General features: G+C 60.0%; 18 protein-coding genes. 12 read left to right on the forward strand and 6 right to left on the reverse strand.

Annotation, left to right across the window (positions count from 1 at the left end; genetic code table 11):
• The first annotated feature begins 96 nt into the window (after positions 1–96).
• Together V6R85_RS03350 and V6R85_RS03355 are read left to right on the forward strand one after the other, a co-directional pair.
• Complete coding sequence (locus tag V6R85_RS03350; protein WP_111834329.1) at positions 97–465, forward strand: Hpt domain-containing protein; 369 nt, start codon at positions 97–99, stop codon at positions 463–465.
• Positions 466–595: 130 nt separating this feature from the next.
• Positions 596–916, forward strand: a complete 321-nt coding sequence (locus V6R85_RS03355; protein WP_003502527.1) for a 2Fe-2S iron-sulfur cluster-binding protein — start codon at positions 596–598, stop codon at positions 914–916.
• 306 nt (positions 917–1222) lie between these two features.
• Here the strand turns inward: V6R85_RS03355 and V6R85_RS03360 are convergent, their stop codons facing one another.
• Complete coding sequence (locus V6R85_RS03360) at positions 1223–1849, reverse strand: DUF922 domain-containing Zn-dependent protease (RefSeq protein ID WP_031234002.1); 627 nt, start codon at positions 1847–1849, stop codon at positions 1223–1225.
• Positions 1850–2028: 179 nt separating this feature from the next.
• On the opposite strand from V6R85_RS03360, the gene folP reads away from it, so the two are divergent.
• From folP to folK, 3 genes are all read left to right on the forward strand, one after another.
• On the forward strand, positions 2029–2814 hold the full coding sequence (gene folP / locus V6R85_RS03365; protein ID WP_003502531.1) for a dihydropteroate synthase: 786 nt from the start codon (positions 2029–2031) through the stop codon (positions 2812–2814).
• Between the two features lie 78 nt (positions 2815–2892).
• Positions 2893–3258, forward strand: a complete 366-nt coding sequence (gene folB, locus V6R85_RS03370; protein WP_003502532.1) for a dihydroneopterin aldolase — start codon at positions 2893–2895, stop codon at positions 3256–3258.
• On the forward strand, positions 3242–3778 hold the full coding sequence (gene folK, locus V6R85_RS03375) for a 2-amino-4-hydroxy-6-hydroxymethyldihydropteridine diphosphokinase (protein ID WP_162695519.1): 537 nt from the start codon (positions 3242–3244) through the stop codon (positions 3776–3778). Before folB ends, folK begins: the two co-directional genes overlap by 17 nt.
• A 14-nt stretch (positions 3779–3792) precedes the next feature.
• Here folK and V6R85_RS03380 read toward each other — a convergent pair whose 3' ends face one another.
• The 4 genes from V6R85_RS03380 to V6R85_RS03395 form a co-directional block, all read right to left on the reverse strand.
• A complete protein-coding gene (locus V6R85_RS03380) occupies positions 3793–4353 on the reverse strand; it encodes a hypothetical protein (protein ID WP_111834330.1) in 561 nt (186 codons plus the stop codon).
• A 129-nt stretch (positions 4354–4482) separates the two neighbouring features.
• Positions 4483–5562, reverse strand: coding sequence for a YcjF family protein (locus V6R85_RS03385; protein WP_111834331.1), 1080 nt, complete (start codon positions 5560–5562; stop codon positions 4483–4485).
• A complete protein-coding gene (locus tag V6R85_RS03390) occupies positions 5559–7037 on the reverse strand; it encodes a YcjX family protein (protein ID WP_107675497.1) in 1479 nt (492 codons plus the stop codon). Before V6R85_RS03390 ends, V6R85_RS03385 begins: the two co-directional genes overlap by 4 nt.
• A gap of 128 nt (positions 7038–7165) precedes the next feature.
• On the reverse strand, positions 7166–7642 hold the full coding sequence (locus tag V6R85_RS03395) for a SixA phosphatase family protein (RefSeq protein ID WP_236775488.1): 477 nt from the start codon (positions 7640–7642) through the stop codon (positions 7166–7168).
• A 302-nt stretch (positions 7643–7944) separates the two neighbouring features.
• On the opposite strand from V6R85_RS03395, the gene dksA reads away from it, so the two are divergent.
• A complete protein-coding gene (dksA, locus tag V6R85_RS03400; RefSeq protein ID WP_003496274.1) occupies positions 7945–8364 on the forward strand; it encodes an RNA polymerase-binding protein DksA in 420 nt (139 codons plus the stop codon).
• Positions 8365–8471: 107 nt separating this feature from the next.
• On the opposite strand, the gene V6R85_RS03405 is transcribed toward dksA, so the two are convergent.
• Positions 8472–9716: a flagellar biosynthetic protein FliO gene (locus tag V6R85_RS03405; protein WP_162695520.1), complete on the reverse strand. Its 1245-nt coding sequence runs from the start codon at positions 9714–9716 to the stop codon at positions 8472–8474.
• A gap of 235 nt (positions 9717–9951) precedes the next feature.
• Here V6R85_RS03405 and V6R85_RS03410 point away from each other — a divergent pair, with 235 nt between their 5' ends.
• The 6 genes from V6R85_RS03410 to V6R85_RS03435 all read left to right on the forward strand — a co-directional run bounded on the left by V6R85_RS03410 (position 9952) and on the right by V6R85_RS03435 (position 17408).
• Positions 9952–10227 carry a hypothetical protein gene (locus V6R85_RS03410; RefSeq protein ID WP_087743852.1) on the forward strand — a complete coding sequence of 92 codons (276 nt, stop codon included), beginning with the start codon at positions 9952–9954 and terminating at the stop codon, positions 10225–10227.
• A gap of 174 nt (positions 10228–10401) precedes the next feature.
• A complete protein-coding gene (cckA, locus tag V6R85_RS03415; RefSeq protein ID WP_087743854.1) occupies positions 10402–12984 on the forward strand; it encodes a cell cycle histidine kinase CckA in 2583 nt (860 codons plus the stop codon).
• Between the two features lie 282 nt (positions 12985–13266).
• A complete protein-coding gene (clpS, locus tag V6R85_RS03420; protein WP_003502541.1) occupies positions 13267–13623 on the forward strand; it encodes an ATP-dependent Clp protease adapter ClpS in 357 nt (118 codons plus the stop codon).
• A gap of 10 nt (positions 13624–13633) precedes the next feature.
• A complete protein-coding gene (clpA, locus tag V6R85_RS03425) occupies positions 13634–16141 on the forward strand; it encodes an ATP-dependent Clp protease ATP-binding subunit ClpA (RefSeq protein ID WP_003502542.1) in 2508 nt (835 codons plus the stop codon).
• Positions 16142–16308: 167 nt separating this feature from the next.
• On the forward strand, positions 16309–17067 hold the full coding sequence (locus V6R85_RS03430) for an AzlC family ABC transporter permease (RefSeq protein WP_020810322.1): 759 nt from the start codon (positions 16309–16311) through the stop codon (positions 17065–17067).
• Positions 17064–17408, forward strand: a complete 345-nt coding sequence (locus tag V6R85_RS03435) for an AzlD domain-containing protein (RefSeq protein WP_003502544.1) — start codon at positions 17064–17066, stop codon at positions 17406–17408. The genes V6R85_RS03430 and V6R85_RS03435 overlap by 4 nt, the downstream gene beginning before the upstream one ends.
• Positions 17409–17436: the final 28 nt, after the last annotated feature.

Consider the following 17436-nt stretch of genomic DNA (forward strand, 5'->3'; position numbering starts at 1 on the left):
GTCACGCCGTAATTTAAGCTGATAGCAGCCGCCCGGATGCGTGAATACGACACAGATGTGACACGAAACAGGAAACGGTGAGACAGGATTTCAGCCATGGCAGCGGTCAGTATTGTTTTCGAAGCTCCCGATAATTGCGGCGGCGCGCCTGCCACCGGTAAAAAACCGATCGATTTCGATCATCTCGCCCGGCAGACGATGGGCGACAAGGATCTGGAGATCGAGGTGCTGCAACTCTTCAGCCGCAACGCCCGCGCCGCCCTGCATGAAATGGCGGGTGCGGACGACAAGACCGTCATGGCGACGGCCCACCGTCTGAAGGGGTCGGCGCAGGCCGTCGGCGCATCCGCCGTTTCCGCAGCCGCGGCAGCAGTGGAAGACAGGGGCAAGGACAGCGCGGCGATCGCAAAACTCGCAGCAACCATTGTCGAAGCCGAAAATTTCATCCTCAAGCTTTGCCGCTGAGGCGTAATCCATCAAATTTGCCATTTTGCAAGGCCGGTTGCGTCTAAGCGCCCTCGAAGCGGGTTGCCAAGGCGGAGCGGCCTTTCTATGTGTTTAGAACAGTTCTTAGATCACATTTTGGATTTCCGGCATGACAAAACTGACCATCGTTGCCTTTGACGGCACGCCCCATGAACTCGACGTGAGCAACGGCTCCACCGTCATGGAGAATGCGGTGCGCAACTCCATTCCCGGCATCGATGCGGAATGCGGCGGCGCCTGCGCCTGTGCGACCTGTCATGTCTATGTCGACGACGCCTGGGCCGAGCGCGTCGGCGGACCGGAACCGATGGAAGAGGACATGCTGGACTTCGCCTTCGACGTGCGCCCCACCTCGCGGCTCTCCTGTCAGATCAAGATGAATGACGAGCTTGATGGTCTCGTCGTTCATGTTCCCGAGCGTCAGGGCTGAAAATTTCCGTATTGCTTCACGCAGAAAAAGCCCCGCTCACCTAGTAGCGGGGAGCGGGGCGAGGCGGGTACGCGCATGCAGGCGAGGGAGGAAACACCTGCGAGCCCTCAAGTGCGCACCGGGAGAACCGGAGACGGTTGCAACCGCCGGACCCGCCTTGGGCCGCAACCATTTCAAACCGTATGAACAAGCTACAATGAGTCTTGCCGACCGCACCACGGCGAGAATTCACGGGTGATATAGGACATGACGTTACGTCATGTCCGTGATTTTCCCCGAGATTCTGGAAGGTACGGCCAATGACCGTCAGCGACGATTCTGGCCCTGCTCGAGCCGGTTTTTCAAAAGCCGGGTCATGCGGGCATCGAAATTTTTCGATTCCACGACGTCGAAGCGCATCTGGTCCCGGTCATGCTCGTCCATCACCGTCTGGGTGATCTTGCCGACCATTTCCTGCAGTGTCTCGCAGCTTTTCTGCGGCCGAAGCGAGGTCAGCTGTCTTTCAAGCGAACGGGCATGGGTGCGGGCGATTTCCGCATGGCGTTCCTCGTGGCGCTTGATATCGGCAAGCAGCGTATCCCAGATGAAAGCCAGCTCCGCCGTGGTGCGGCGACGGTTTTTCCATTGCGGCAGGAGAATGCGGGTGTTCAGCACCACCTTGGCGGTTCCGACGCTGCAAAGGCCGTTTTTCTCCACATAGGTGAGCTCGCCCCCGAATTTGATTTCGGTAGCGCCGGGATGGCGCGCGCCGGTATTGCGGGTCAGGGGGCCGTGCTTGGAAAGCTGCTGGTCGAGATCGGCCGCCGTTTTGCCGCCAATCGAAAAATAGGAATAGGTCTTGCGGACGATGGTGTCGGAAAATGCCGATCCGGGTAGGGAAAGTGCCATTGCGCCCGCCAAAGCGACGCAAAGAGCACGTGATGATTTAGTCATGACCCGGCCTTCCGGTTGAACTTCAAAAAGGTTTGCTGCATAGGCGGAGCGGAACTTATAAGAATTGGCATAACACTCCGTTATTCCCGAAAGGCGCGTGTTACGTGATAACAGCCGGCAGCAACGCGTGGCAAGCGGCCCATGGTCGCTCCCTGAAACTTGATGGGCGTGGCCGTATTATGGCCATCGTCAACGCGACGCCCGATTCCTTTTCCGATGGCGGCCGTTATCTTGCCGTCGATTCGGCTTTTTCCCATGCGCTGACCTGCGTGGAAGAGGGTGCTGACATCATCGATATCGGCGGCGAATCCACGCGGCCGGGTGCCGCCGCGGTGACGGAAGCCGAGGAGCAGGACCGGGTGCTGCCCGTCATCGAGAAGCTGCGCCGCGAGACGGATGTGCTGATTTCCGTCGATACCTACCGCGCTTCGACGGCGAAGCTGGCGATCAGCGCCGGCGCACATATCGTCAATGACGTCTTCGGCCTGCAGAAGGACATGGAAATGGCCGGCGTGGTCGCCGCCACCCGCGCCGGGGTCTGCATCATGCATACCGGCCGCGACCGGCAGAAGCTTGCCGATGTGGTCGCCGACCAGTTCGAATTCCTCAATCGCTCGCTCGAGATCGCCGAGGATGCGGGTATTGCCCGCGATGCCGTCGTGCTCGATCCCGGTTTTGGTTTTGCCAAGGACGAGCGGGAAAATGTCGAACTGATGGCACGTTTCGGCGAGCTTGCCGCTTTCGGCCTTCCGGTTCTCGCCGGTACGTCGCGCAAGCGTTTCATCGGGTCGCTGACGGGCCGGGATGCGGCAGCGGAACGCGATATCGGAACGGCTGCGACCACCGCGATCCTGAGGTTGGCGGGTGCTTCGATTTTTCGCGTGCACAATGTCGCTGCAACGCGCGATGCACTGGCAATCGCCGATGCGGTTCTTGCCAAAACGTCGGCAAAGGCCGATGCGTAGATCAATGAGTGCCGGAATGCCATGTCCCCAAGAGGGGGCGGCTTTCTGGAGAAACAGTCCTGCCATGGAGGCGATGCGATGAGCCGCTATACCATCATCCTGAAAAACTGTTCTTTCTTCGCCCGTCATGGTCTTCTTGAGCAGGAGGAGGTGCTGGGCCAGCGCTTTTTCGTCGATGCCGAGATGGAAGTCGAGGCGGGTGATGCGCTGGAAACCGACGATATTGAAAATACCGTCGATTACGGCGTGGCCTTTGCCGTCATCGAAAAAATCGTCGTGGGGCAGCGCCGCTATCTCATCGAGGCGCTGGCGAACGATATCGCCAAGGCGCTGCGTGCCCGTTATCCGCAGATCGTCTGGCTCAGGATCACGGTGCGCAAACCCTCCGCGCCCGTTCCCGGCATTCTCGATTATGCGCAGGTGAGCGTTGAACACCGTGCCTGAGAAGAGGACCGTCGCCGCATTGGGCCTTGGCGGCAATATCGGCGATCCCGCCGCCGCCATGGCAAGGGCGCTCCGCGAACTCGATGCACACGAGGATTGCCGCGTGCTGGCCGTTTCCGGGCTTTATCGCACGCCGCCCTGGGGCAAGACGGATCAGGCGGATTTCTTCAATTGCTGCGCTTTGGTCGAAACCTCGCTTTCAGCGCCCGCGCTCTTGCAATTGTGCCTTGATATCGAAAAGGGCATGAAGCGCGTGCGGACGGAGCGCTGGGGTCCACGCACCATCGATATTGATGTGCTTACCTATGGGAATGAGTCTCTCGTAACGGAAAGCATTGAAGTACCGCATCCACGCATGACGGAACGCGCTTTCGTGCTGATGCCGCTCGCCGATATTGCATCCGATCTCGAAGTCAGGGGCAAGGCCGTGCGGGAATGGCTACGGCAGGCGGACAAAACAGGCATTGTCAGCGCAAACGAAAAGCGGGAGTGGTGGACACTCCCGCTTGGTGATGGCTGAGAAGAGTATGGCGTTTACGGCTTGATGGAGCCGACAGCGATCTGATCAATATCGCGCGCCAGTGTCACGCCGATGACCGGGATCATCTGGTCGGCGACCTTGACGGAAATGGTGATGTTCATCGAATTGTCTTTGGAGACGCGGGCGACCATGGCGCCGTTGAGCTTGGCGCGGTTGATGCCGACGACGACCTTGTCACCGCTCACCTGTCCGGAGGTGATGTCCAGTCCCTTGCCTTCGGCGCCGTCGAGGAACTTGCCCTCGTAGCTGTTGCCGTTCTGGCTGATGACGGCCGACATGGGCTGGCTGAAGACGCCGACGCGGCAGGTGCCGCCGAGCTTGATGCCGGTCTGCTTGTCGTCGAGCGGTTCGCCCGTCAGGTCGCAGGTGAATTTGGTGCCTTTGTATTTGCCGGCAACGATTTCGCCCGGACCTTTCCAGACACCGGCTACGGAGCGGAAAAACGCGTCGTCGCGATCGCGCGATGCGGCATGGACGTCAGACATGCCGAAACCACCGCTGACGGACAATATGGCGGCAAGCCCGCCCACAAGCGAAAAGAAGCGCGAATACATGATACTTTCCCCGGCGAAGAAGCCTGTTCGATAGGCTGCAATCTACCGGCGGAATGGTTAATGCTTGGTTTATTTCACTCTCATTCGCGGCTTTGTCCGTAACCTTTTGAACCGTCAATGCCCGGTAGATCAGGCTTTTTCACCGGTTTTTCCCCCGCTTAGATCGGGTGTGAGGTCGGACATGAAATCGCCGATCCCCGGACGCTTCACCGCCCTGAACGGCAGCGGACGGCACAGATCCATCGCCGCAATGCCGATTCGCGCCGTCATCAGGCCGTTGATGACGCCTTCGCCGAGGCGGGCGGAGAGTTTCGAGGCAAGGCCGTGACCGAGAACCTGTTGGGCAAGGCCGTCACCGACGGCAATCGACCCCGTGACGGCGAGATGTGCGACGACATCCCGCAGAAGCTTGAGCATGCCGAGCGTGCCGGGGCGGCCGCCATAAAGCTCCGCCATGGCGCGCACCAGCCGCGTGACTTCAAACAGCACATAAGCGAGATCGACGACAGCGCGTGGGCTGACGGCAGTGACGACGGAGACGCGCTTGGACGAATTTAGAATCAGTGCCCGCGCTTGCCGGTCGAGCGGCACGAGCAGCTCGCGTTCGGCAAGCTCGATCAGATGCGGGCCGTCGATGACGTCACTTTCCGTTTCCTTCAGCGCCGCTCGCCCCTTGGCCGTTTCGGCCCGGTGGGAGAGGACGGCATTCAGACGGGTGACGATGGCGCGCGCAGGTTTCGGGCTCTTGTCGAGGCTCGCCGTCTCAGCATCCGCCTTGAGAGACTGCACGGCATTGAGCCGCATGATGCCGAAGACTTCGCGGCCGACGAGGGCAAGAACCGCAAAAAGCGCCACGATGAGGGCGATCGTCGCGGTATAACCCAGCCAGTCGGAGCGGGAGAAGAGATTGCGGATAAGCTGATCCGCCCACAGCCCGAAGGCAAGCGAGAACAGGACACCCAGCGCACCGAGCGCGAGCTTACCGAAGGAGAAGCGGCTTTTCTTCGGCGTCGCGACCGGCAGCGCATTGGCATCGATTCCCTCGGGCGCCAGAAACGGATCGTCCTCGTCGGGTGTCAGTGAAATCTCGGCGTCGAAGCTTCGCGGCGCGCGCTTCTGTGTGGCGGACGACCGTGTCGTCTCCTCGGTATCGAACGTGAAAGCCGCGGGGCGGCGTGTCTGCGGATCGTTTTGTGTGGGAGCCTTCATGCGAGCTTGTCTCCGAACAGGAACTGCATGGCGCGGTCGAGCCTGATATGGGGAACGGAAAGCCGGATGCCGCCGCTGCCCGGCTCATCTATGTTCGGCGGGCGGAAGCGCACGACATTGACGTCGGGCAGCGATGCCTTGTCGCCATCCCGGTCGATGCTGCGGAACAGCGGTTCCGGATCCTCGGGCAGGTCGCCGGGAAAGATCGCCGTCTTGCGATTGCCATCGAAGGTCTCGCCATTGATGGTTTCACCTGCTATCGGCGTGCCGACGATGACAGGCAGCTCGTGGCCGTCCTGGCGCACGCTCGCCTCGCGGGTGGCGCGCACGGAAGCCAGCGCCATGACCTCGATGCCGGCGCCGTTCATGCCGATTGTCGTGATGGCGCGGTCCACCAGACGGCGGGTCAAGCGCTCCAGCCGGTCATGGCTTTCATGGTGCAGATGGTCGGCCTTGGTGGCGGCAATCAGCACCCTGTCGATTCGCCTGCCGATCAGCGACGACAGCAGGCTGTTGGTGCCGGGGCGGAAACAGGCAAGCACATCACCGAGCGCACGCTCCAGATCCTGCACGGCTTCCGGCCCGCGATTGACGGCCTGCAGCGTGTCGATCAGGACGATCTGCCGGTCGAGGCGGGCAAAATGCTCGCGGAAGAAGGGTTTGACAACGATCGACTTATAAGCGTCGTAGCGCCGTTCCATCATGGCGCGCAGCGAGCCCTTGGGCGCTTTCTCGTCGGTGAGGCCCGGAAGCGGCGCGAAGGTCAGTGCGGGCGACCCTTCCAGATCGCCGGGCATCAGGAAACGGCCGGGCGGCAGGGTTGAGAGTGATCTCTCGTCGGACTTGCAGGCTTTCAGATAGGCTGCGAAACTTTCGGCCAGACGTCGGGCCGTCATCTCGTCTGCCGGCGCGTTGATGTCGAGCGAAGACGCGATCGCCAGCCATTCCTGCGCCAGTTCGGCACGAACGCCGCTTCCGGCAAGGGCGACGGTCGCATCGCTGAACTGTTTGTAATCCTGCGATAGAAGCGGCAGGTCGAGCAGCCATTCGCCGGGATAATCAACGATATCAATGGAAAGCTTGCCGGCGGAAAACCACCGGCCCCAGCCGCTGGCGCTCTGGTAATCCAGCGTGATCCTGAGTTCCGATATCGCCCGCGTCGAATCCGGCCACAGCCTGTCGCGCACCAGCGCCTGAATATGATCCTCATATTGAAAACGGGGAATGGCGTCGTCCGGCTGCGGTTCGAGACGCACATTCGAGACGCGCCCGGACCGCATGGCCTCGAACAGCGGCAATCGCCCGCCATTCAGAAGATTATGGACGAGGGATGAGATGAAAACCGTCTTTCCCGCCCGCGAAAGGCCGGTGACGCCAAGCCGCAATGTCGGATGGGTGAGGTTGCTCGCACGGTCGGCCAGATTATCGAAAGCGATCAGCGCGCTGTCTGTCAGGGACGTAAGAGAAGGCGACAATGGCAGTTTCCTGGCTGTGTTTAACGGTCACCGCTGCAATATAGGGAGCTGCGGCTGCCCAAAAAAGAAGCGCTTCAGCGGATTTTCAGAAGGCCGCTCTGCAAAATTCTTATGAAAGGCCGCAGCGATTATTTGCCCGGTGCGAGGAAATCGACCAGCCGCCAGCGATTTTTACCGTTTGCGGCGCTGTCATCATGGTCGAGAACTGCAAGGCCCGATGTCGGAAAGCCCGAGGGCAGGGCGGCATGCAGCAGGTCCTCGCCGATCATCGCCTCCAGCGTCGCCTCCATGGTGGGGTTGTGACCCACCAGCATCACCGACTGCGCCTCCGCCAGAGCGGCAATAAGCGACAGATAGGTCTCGCTGCGCGCATTATACATCTCATCGACGTAGAAGATGTCTATGCCTTCGTTGAAGGCCCGTTGCCAGGCCTGCGTGGTTTGCCGGCAGCGCGCGGCCGTGGATGACAGAAGCAGATCGGGGCGGTAATGCCGGTCGGCGGCGAGGTCGGCGATGACCTCCGCCTCGGCAAAACCGGCTTCGTTCAATCCCCGGTCGAAATCCCGTTCTCCAGGTGCCGCCCAGGCGGCCTTGGCGTGGCGCAGAAGATAAACTCGGCTCGGGGAAGATGCTGTCAAGGGCGGGGACCGGCGTTCGAATGTCAGGGCACGGTATGAATGCTACAGGATAGGGTTGCAGGACCGCAAGTCCTCTTTCCTGTTGGTAAGTCGCGTTGACGTGATTGAAGAAGAGTTCGCTTCAATACGAATAAAGAATAAAAATTAGTCATTTAGATGATTTTTGTGTCAGTTTTAAAAATGCCTGAAAACTGATCTGCAGACTTGAATCGGCCACTATCATTGGAGTATACACCGCCGCATTGAGATGTTCTTCGAGGAGAATCGCGTTGAGTGAGAAGATCGATCTTAGCAAATATGTGCTCTCGGAAGACGATGAGTTCATGAATGCCAGCCAGCGGGCATACTTCCGCGCGAAGCTGGTCGCCTGGAAAAATGACATCCTTAGAGAAGCGCGCGAGACCCTCGGACATCTCGCTGAAGAAAGCGCCAACCACCCCGATCTCGCTGATCGGGCTTCTTCCGAAACTGACCGGGCGATCGAACTTCGCGCCCGCGACCGTCAGCGCAAGCTGATTTCAAAGATCGATGCAGCCCTTCAGCGGATCGAAGACGGCACTTACGGTTACTGTGAGGAAACGGGCGAGCCTATCGGCCTCAAGCGTCTGGACGCCCGCCCGATTGCAACGCTCTCCATCGAGGCGCAGGAGCGTCACGAGCGTCGCGAAAAAGTCTACCGCGACGAATAAGGCGCTGCGGCAAGCAAGCCTTCAAATCGCAGACAAATAAGAGGGCACGGAATTCGCTTCCGTGCCCTTTTTCTATTTCGAATTTCTGGTCGAAAGGCCCGCGCCCGTCAGCGGTCACGGGTAACGGAAAGTTCTCCGAAGATACGCGCCATTTCCTTCTGCATGTCTCCATCCGGTGAAGCGCCGGTGACAGGCGGGGAAGCGGGCTGGATCTTGGCCTGCTTTTCCGCGACAGGGGCGATGGACGGTTCGTTATCCGCCTCCTTGCTCTTGGCGATCTCCGCCTCGAGGAAGCTCTCGAAATCGCTGGCGAGCTCGTCGGAAAATTTCGGTTCGGCGTCATTGGAAGCCACAGCCGGATTTTCAGGTCTGGGCGGAAACGGTGCGGGGGGCGTCGTCTGCCCTGGATTCAGGTCGGGAAGGACACGCTCCCGGGCCGCGTCGAGAAAATCAGCGGCGATGGATTGGTCGATCACCGGCTCGCGTGCGGCAAAAACCGGCGGGGCGAATTCCGCAGTCCGTTCTTCCGCCTTTGCCTGTACGGGCGTCTGTGCCGGGATCGGCGGTGCGACGGGTGCCGGGGCCGGCACGACAGGTTCGGCACGCCTGGGTTCCGTCCGGGCTGCGGCCATGTCTAGCGATGCAGCCGCCATGGGCAAGACGGCAGCAGCCGGAGCCGCTGCAACCGGTATTGGCGGCGGCGTGGGCCGAACTGTCTCCCGCTCGGGCGCGGCCTGTCTTGCCGGCGGAGCGGGTTCGCGCGCCGTTACAGGCGTGGAGACGGGTTGCGGCGGGGTTGATGGGCGTGGCGGAACCTGAGCGGCTGCTGCTGCAACGGGTGCGGGACGCGGCGCAGGTGCCGGCGGCTCCGGCCGTTGTGGTTGCCTTGCTGGTTCTTCAGGCACGGAAACGGGGGCCGCAGCGGCAACGGGCTGCTGTTGCGGCGGGGCGGGGCGACGTTCCTGCTGGATCGTCGGCTCGGCTCTCTTCTGTTCGCTTTCCTGACGCGGCAGCGCCTTCAGTTCCGGCTCCTGCACATCCCTGACGATTGGGATCGCGCCTATGCCGCTTTCGATGACGATATCCGTCGGGCCGCCGATCATGACCAGATGCTCGACATTGTCGCGGCGCACCAGCACCAGACGGCGGCGCGCATCCACGGCCGTTGCGTCGAGAACCTGCAGGCGCGGCTGCCGGTTGCGCCCGCCTCGAATGAATGGGGCCGAACCGCTGCGTCTGCGCATAAGCCACAGCGCAATCGCCAGAATGAGCAGGGCCACGCCCACACCAACAACGGCGACGATGAGACGGTTTCCATAGGTGCCGATAAAATCTTCCATCATGGAGATCATCCCTTCAGATTTTCTGGCTTTTTAATTTCTTGGGCAATTAATATTGCCGTGGTTCTTATATTGTGAACATCAAGCAGGAAAAGACGATTTTTTTGGGCGCGATACAAGGTTTATTCATTTCGCCCCACAGGATTGCCGCCTCAAACGTGAAGACGCCACCAAAGCGCCTCATCTCGTCCTTCAATGCTGAGAAACAGTGAAAGTTGCAATTCTTTTGACGAAGGAGCGGTTCTGAATGTTCCAAGCATTGCGCATTGACGGCTCCCTTGCTCGGCATTTCATTGTTGTTTTGCTGTTGCTATCCTCTTTCGCGTTCCCGCATTCGATCGTGAGGGCCGAAGACAAGGCGCCGGACAACGGAGCGACCATGGCGGAGTTCGTGCGCGATAATCCCTCCTGCCTCGACTTCACTGACGGATGCTCGGTTTGCACCGTCGCTGACGGCAAGATCGTCTGTTCCGCGCCACGCATCCAATGTCAGGTGAAGGAGCTTACCTGTACCAGGCAGTAGTCTCTCAACGCTTTTATACACCTTTCAGGCCGTTTTCGCTGTGCGTTTTTAAGCCTTTGTGTCCTGGCGGAGCTTTTTGCCGGTCAAGCGAGTTGCTACAAGAAATTCTGCTGCCCGATTCCGTCAAGGAAATAAGGCTGACCGAATGACGACCTGCACGACTGCGAGGCCAAGATGACACGGGTGCGCGAGACAAGCGACAACGACCTTCCGCTGGTGGACAGGCGTGCCCGTTCCGGCACGGTGCTGCGCATTCTGCTTCTGGCGCTGGTTCTGATCGCGGCTGCCGCCGCCTTTGTCTATTTCAAGGATTCGCTGGAAAACGAAATCGTGCTCGGCATTCTCGGCGTGCTGGCGATGATGGGCATCTTCTTTCTGGTGTCGTCGATCATCGGCTTCATCGAGGTCATGCCGCAGTCGCAATCTGACGGGCTTGCCCGCCGCTTCCTGTCGGCTCACCCCGAAGGTACGCTGATTACCGACGCCAAGGGGCATATGGTCTATGCCAACGCCACCTATTGCCGCATGAGCGGCACCACGAAGGCGAGCGATATCCAGAGCCTCGAGACGCTTCTGTCGCGCAGCCGGGAATCCACCGAAGCGCTTTACCGGCTCATCAACGTGCTGCGCGAAGGCCGCGATGGCTACGAAGAATTCCGGCTGCTGAAACCGCTGGGCGGGGATTCCAATGCGGGGCCGCACTGGTACCGGCTGAAGGGCCGGGTGCTGAAGGATGCGGGCGGCGAGGGGCTGCACGTCTTCCAGATCGCCGACATCACGCCGGAGCGCGAGGATCAGGAGCGCTTTTTCCGCGAATTGCAGAACGCCATCGATTACCTCGATCATGCGCCGGCCGGTTTCTTTTCCGCCGGGCGCAAGGGCGAGATCGTTTATCTGAACGCCACCCTGTCCGAATGGCTCGGCATCGATCTCGCGCAGTTTTCACCCGGTTCGATGACCGTTTCCGACATCGTCGCCGGCGAAGGCATGGCGCTGATCGAATCCGTCCAGCCCCAGGGTTCTGCCAAGCGCACCGAAATCCTTGATCTCGACATGCGCCGCGTCAACGGCCAGAGCATGCCGGCCCGCCTCGTGCATCAGGTCACCGCAAAGGACGGCGCGCCGGGTGAGAGCCGGACCATTGTGCTTATGCGTCCGAAGGGGCAGGAGGACACCGAATCCTCCTCCGCCATGCGCTTTACCCGCTTTTTCAACAACACGCCGATGGCGATTGCCTCGCTCGACGGCGATGGCCGCATCCTGCGCATCAACGCGCCTTTCCTCAAGCTGTTCTCCGGCGTTGTCGGGCGCGATGATATCGACCGTGGCGTGGCGCTTGAAACCGTGCTTCACGACAACGAAAAGCCGCGGCTCGAACAGGCGCTGGCCGAAGCCAAGGATCGTCAGGGCGATATCGCGCCCTTCGATTCCCGCCATCCGAGCGACGAGGGCAGGCATTTCCGTTTCTACGTCAATGCCGTGATCGATCAGGATGATGAAGCCCCGGAAGAGGTGGCGATCGTTTACGCTATAGAGGTGACCGAGCAGAAGGCGCTCGAAACCCAGATGGCGCAGACGCAGAAGATGAATGCGGTGGGCACGCTCGCAGGCGGCATCGCCCACGATTTCAACAACGTGTTGACCGCCATCCTGCTGTCGTCCGACCATCTGCTGCTGCAGGCGAGGCCGGCCGATCCGAGCTTTGCCGACCTCATGGAGATCAAGCGCAACGCCAATCGCGCAGCGGTGCTGGTGCGCCAGCTGCTGGCATTCTCGCGCAAGCAGACCATGCGTCCGGCCATCCTCAACCTGACTGACGTGATCGGCGATCTGCGCATGCTGGTCGACCGGTTGATATCAGGCACCAATGTCAAGCTGGAAGTCGATTACGGCCGTGATCTGTGGCCGGTGAAGACCGACCTGTCGCAATTCGAGCAGGTGCTCATCAATCTCTGCGTCAATGCGCGCGACGCCATGCCTGACGGCGGCAAGATCACCATCAGGACGCGCAACGTCGACGCGAAAGAGATCGCAGCGCTTGGCCGTCCGGAATTCCCGGCCGAAGACATGGTGATGGTGGAAGTTGCCGATAACGGCACGGGTATTCCGCCCGAGATCATGGACAAGATTTTCGAGCCCTTCTTCACAACCAAGGAAGTGGGCAAGGGCACGGGTCTTGGTCTCTCTATGGTCTATGGCATCGTCAAGCAGTCGGGCGGTTACATCTATCCCGAATCGGAAGTGGGCAAGGGAACGGCTTTCCGTATCTACCTGCCTCGCCATGTGGTGGAAGCCGTTGCCGGCCAGCAGCCCGGTCAGGCGGCTCTCGCCCCCGTGGCTGCGCCCGAACCCGTGAAGGAAGAGCCGCTGGACCTGACCGGCAACTCCGCCGTCGTGCTTCTGGTGGAAGACGAGGAGGCGGTGCGGCGCGGCGGCAAGCGCATGCTGGAAACCCGCGGCTACACTGTGCACGAGGCCGGCTCCGGCACCGAGGCGCTGGAGGTGATGGAGGAACTGGAGGGCAAGGTCGATATCGTCGTTTCCGACGTCGTGATGCCGGAAATGGATGGTCCATCGCTGCTGAGAGAATTGCGCAAGTCCTATCCCGACCTGAAATTCATCTTCGTTTCGGGTTATGCCGAGGATGCCTTCGCAAAGAACCTTCCGGCGGACGCCAAGTTCGGCTTCCTGCCGAAACCGTTCTCGCTGAAGCAGCTCGCCATCGCCGTCCGCGAAATGCTCGACGACAAGGAGTAAGGCCAGCGGCGGCGAACCGGATTCGGCAGCGCTGAGACCTGTCGTACCCATTTGCGTCCGGCCTGAAAACGTGCCGACAATGCTGGCTCATGTCTTCCCGCGCTTTAGCTGCCTCCATATCCGCACTTTTCCCGAGGTTTGCCTCTTCGCAAACGCAATAGTGATTGCACCGTTTCGCAAGGGGCTTAAAATCGCGTCTTAACGACCTAGATATGAAGAGGCGAAGTTCTCCCTCCTGGCAAAGAACTGTCGGTTTGAGAACAGTTTGGAGAATGATGAAAGATGATCGCTAAGCCGATCTACATGCAGGGCGAGGGCGAAGGGGAAGACGGCGGCGGCACCAACCGCGGAACGTCTGTTATCACCCGCGTCAAGCCTAAGACGAAAAGACCGAATTTGTACCGTGTTCTTTTACTGAATGACGACTACACTCCCATGGAGTTTGTCATCCATATTCTGGAGCGTTTTTTCCAGAAGGATCGCGAAGCGGCAACCCGTATCATGCTGCACGTGCACCAGCACGGCGTGGGCGAATGCGGGGTGTTTACATATGAGGTCGCAGAGACGAAAGTAAGCCAGGTCATGGATTTCGCCCGACAGCACCAGCATCCGCTGCAATGCGTCATGGAAAAGAAATGAGGATCGCAACGTGCCAACTTTTTCCCCGAGTCTCGAGAAGGCGCTGCACCAGGCACTGACCTTTGCAAATGAGCGTCACCACGAATATGCGACGCTTGAACATCTCCTTCTGGCGCTGATCGACGACGCGGATGCCGCTGCCGTGATGGGCGCCTGCAACGTCGATCTCGATGCGCTGCGCAAGACTGTCAGCGATTACGTCGACAACGAACTGACCAACCTCGTGACCGGTTACGACGAGGATTCCAAGCCCACATCCGGCTTCCAGCGGGTCATCCAGCGGGCCGTCATTCACGTGCAATCATCCGGCCGCGAGGAAGTGACCGGCGCGAACGTGCTCGTCGCCATTTTCGCCGAGCGCGAAAGCCACGCCGCCTATTTCCTGCAGGAGCAGGAGATGACCCGTTACGATGCGGTCAATTACATCTCCCACGGCATCGGCAAGCGTCCGGGCACGTCGCAGACGCGCGCGCCGCGCGGTGCTGATGAGCCCGAAGGTGAAAACAAGGCGAGCCGCAGCAATCCCGAGGAAGAGGGATCTTCCGCCAAGAAGCAGCAGGATGCGCTGAAGGCGTATTGCGTCAACCTCAATGAAAAGGCGAAAAACGGCAAGATCGATCCGTTGATCGGCCGTCACGACGAGGTCAACCGCACGATCCAGATTCTCTGCCGCCGCTCCAAGAACAACCCGCTTTATGTGGGCGATCCCGGCGTGGGCAAGACGGCGATCGCCGAAGGTCTGGCCAAGCGTATCGTTGAAGGCAAGGTGCCGGAAGCGCTGGCCAATGACACGATCTTCTCGCTCGACATGGGCACGCTGCTCGCCGGAACCCGTTATCGCGGTGATTTCGAAGAGCGTCTGAAGCAGGTCGTCAAGGAACTCGAAGAGTATCCGGGCGCGGTTCTGTTCATCGATGAAATTCACACCGTCATCGGCGCGGGCGCCACCTCCGGCGGCGCAATGGATGCTTCGAACCTGCTGAAGCCGGCCCTGTCTTCGGGTGCGATCCGCTGCATCGGTTCGACCACCTATAAGGAATATCGCCAGTTCTTCGAGAAGGATCGTGCGCTCGTGCGCCGCTTCCAGAAGATCGACGTCAACGAGCCTTCTATCGATGACACCATCGCGATCATGAAGGGCCTGAAGCCCTATTTTGAGGAATATCACCACCTGCGATATTCCAACGATGCGATCAAGGCGGCCGTTGAATTGTCGGCCCGCTACATTTCCGACCGGAAACTGCCGGACAAGGCAATCGACGTGATCGACGAAACCGGTGCGGCGCAGATGTTGCTGCCAGCGTCCAAGCGCCGCAAGCTGATAACCGAAAAGGAAATCGAGGTCACCATCGCGACGATGGCCCGCATTCCCGCGAAGACGGTTTCCAAGGATGACGAGATGGTCCTCGCCAACCTTGAAAAGGAACTGCGCTCGGTTGTTTACGGTCAGGATATCGCCATCGAGGCTCTCGCCACGGCGATCAAGCTGGCGCGTGCCGGACTTCGCGAACCGAACAAGCCGATCGGCTCCTATGTCTTCTCCGGCCCGACGGGCGTGGGCAAGACGGAGGTGGCCAAGCAGCTTGCCGCCTCGCTTGGCGTCGAGATGCTACGGTTTGACATGTCGGAATATATGGAACGCCATACCGTGTCGCGTCTGCTCGGCGCACCTCCCGGTTATGTCGGCTTCGATCAGGGCGGTCTTCTGACCGACGGCGTCGACCAGCATCCGCATTCCGTGGTGCTGCTAGATGAAATCGAGAAGGCGCATCCGGATATCTACAACATCCTGTTGCAGGTGATGGACCACGGCTCGCTGACCGACCATAACGGCAAGAAGATCGACTTCCGCAACGTCATCCTCATCATGACGACCAATGCGGGTGCGTCCGAAATGGCGAAATCGGCGATCGGTTTCGGCTCTTCACGCCGCACGGGTGAGGATGAAGAGGCGATCAACCGCCTGTTCACGCCGGAGTTCCGCAACCGTCTGGATGCGATCATTCCGTTCTCGCCGCTGCCGACTGCCGTTATCCACAAGGTGGTGCAGAAGTTCGTCATGCAGCTGGAAACCCAGCTCTCCGAGCGCAACGTCACCTTTGACCTGCACGAAGACGCGATCTCCTGGCTGGCGGAAAAGGGTTACGACGAAAAGATGGGCGCACGCCCGCTGTCGCGCGTGATCCAGGAGCACATCAAGAAGCCGCTCGCCAACGAAATCCTCTTTGGCAAGCTCAAGAAGGGCGGCGTCGTCAGCGTCACCGTCGGCAAGAAGGATGACGGCTCCGACGGCCTCAAGCTTGAGGTTCTGCCGGAAACCGCGCCCGTTAAGCCGCAGCCGGAGGCCGAACTGAAGGCGGCCAAATCGCCGGGCAAGGCAAAGGCAAAAACTGCTTCCAAGGCGGCAAAAGCCAAGGAAGAGGCGGATGTCCTTGTTGCCGAGGCCGATAAGTCCGATGAGGCCAGCAAGCCGCGGCGCAAGACCAATACGGTGCCGAAAGTGCCGAAGAAAAAATGATCACGGTCTTTGATCTATAAACCGGTGCCGGGCGAAAGCCCGGCATTTTCATGTATGAAATGCGTCGCGTTTTACCTGATACCTGCGGCGCGTTTCATTTTTGTTTCATGCATGACGTTACCCCGAGGCCACGGCATTTTCGGGCGACATGCTCGAGTGGGTCAGCAATGCACACTGCCGACAGCGATACCATCCCATTGCGCGGCTGGTTTTTCCGGGGGATGCGGGGCATATTCTCGCTGCCCTCGCTCATTCTCATGACATCTTTCGTCGGTTTCAGCGCTTTCGCACTCGAATCCGGGGTTGCGCGCGGCGAAGCCGTGTTCATGACGCTTGTCATCTGGGCCTTGCCGGCCAAGATGATCCTGATTGGTTCCATGGTCGGCGGCGCCAATCTCGCCGCCTGTTTTCTGGCGGTGACGCTGTCTTCGGTCCGCATGATGCCGATGGTCGCCTCCATCGTTCCGGAAATGCGCGGCGCGAAGACGCCGACATGGATTTTACTGTTCCTCTCACATTTCGTTGCAATCACCGCCTGGGTCTTTGCCACGCAGAATCTTTCCAAGGTGCCGCGTGAAGCCCGCGCCGCCTGGTTTGCCGGTTTTGGTATTACGCTCACCGTGGTCAATGCCGTCATCGTCGGCCTGTGTTACGGCATCGTCGCCGCCTTTCCGCCTCTCGTCGCCGGTGTGCTGTTTTTTCTCACGCCGGTCTATTTCGTGGCGTCGATCTGGGCTTCGGCCCGTCATTCCGTCGTCAAGGTCGCCTTCGTCATCGGCGTCATCGCCGGACCCGCCTTCGCGGTGATTGCACCGGAATTCGACATTCTCTATGCCGGGATCGGCGGCGGTACGGCGGCCTATCTGATCGACCGCCTGGTGTTTCGTCGCCGGATAAAGCCCGTCTCGCCGGAGAGCGAACCATGATGACCGAACATTGGTGGGCGCCCTATCTTTTCATCGCGATTGCCGGCTGGCTGGCGACCGATCTCTGGCGCTGGCTCGGCGTTCTCGCCGGTAACCGCCTGAAGGAAGATTCCGAGGCCCTGCACTGGGTAAGGGCGGTTGCCACCGCACTCGTCATGGCCGTCACCGCCAAGCTGATCGTCTTTCCAACCGGTACACTTGAGGCGTCACCCCTATGGCTGCGCATTGGAGCCGCCACGCTCGGTTTCATCGCATTTCTGCTGGCGGGCCAGCGGGTCATCGTCGGTGTGGCGGTTCCGATCCTGCTTCTGGCGGGTGGATTGTTCGCACTCGGTTTCTGATGCTCGCTTTATCCGAATATTAAGCTCA

This window comes from Agrobacterium sp. CCNWLW32, assembly GCF_037083425.1.
Taxonomy (GTDB): Bacteria; Pseudomonadota; Alphaproteobacteria; order Rhizobiales; family Rhizobiaceae; genus Agrobacterium; species Agrobacterium radiobacter.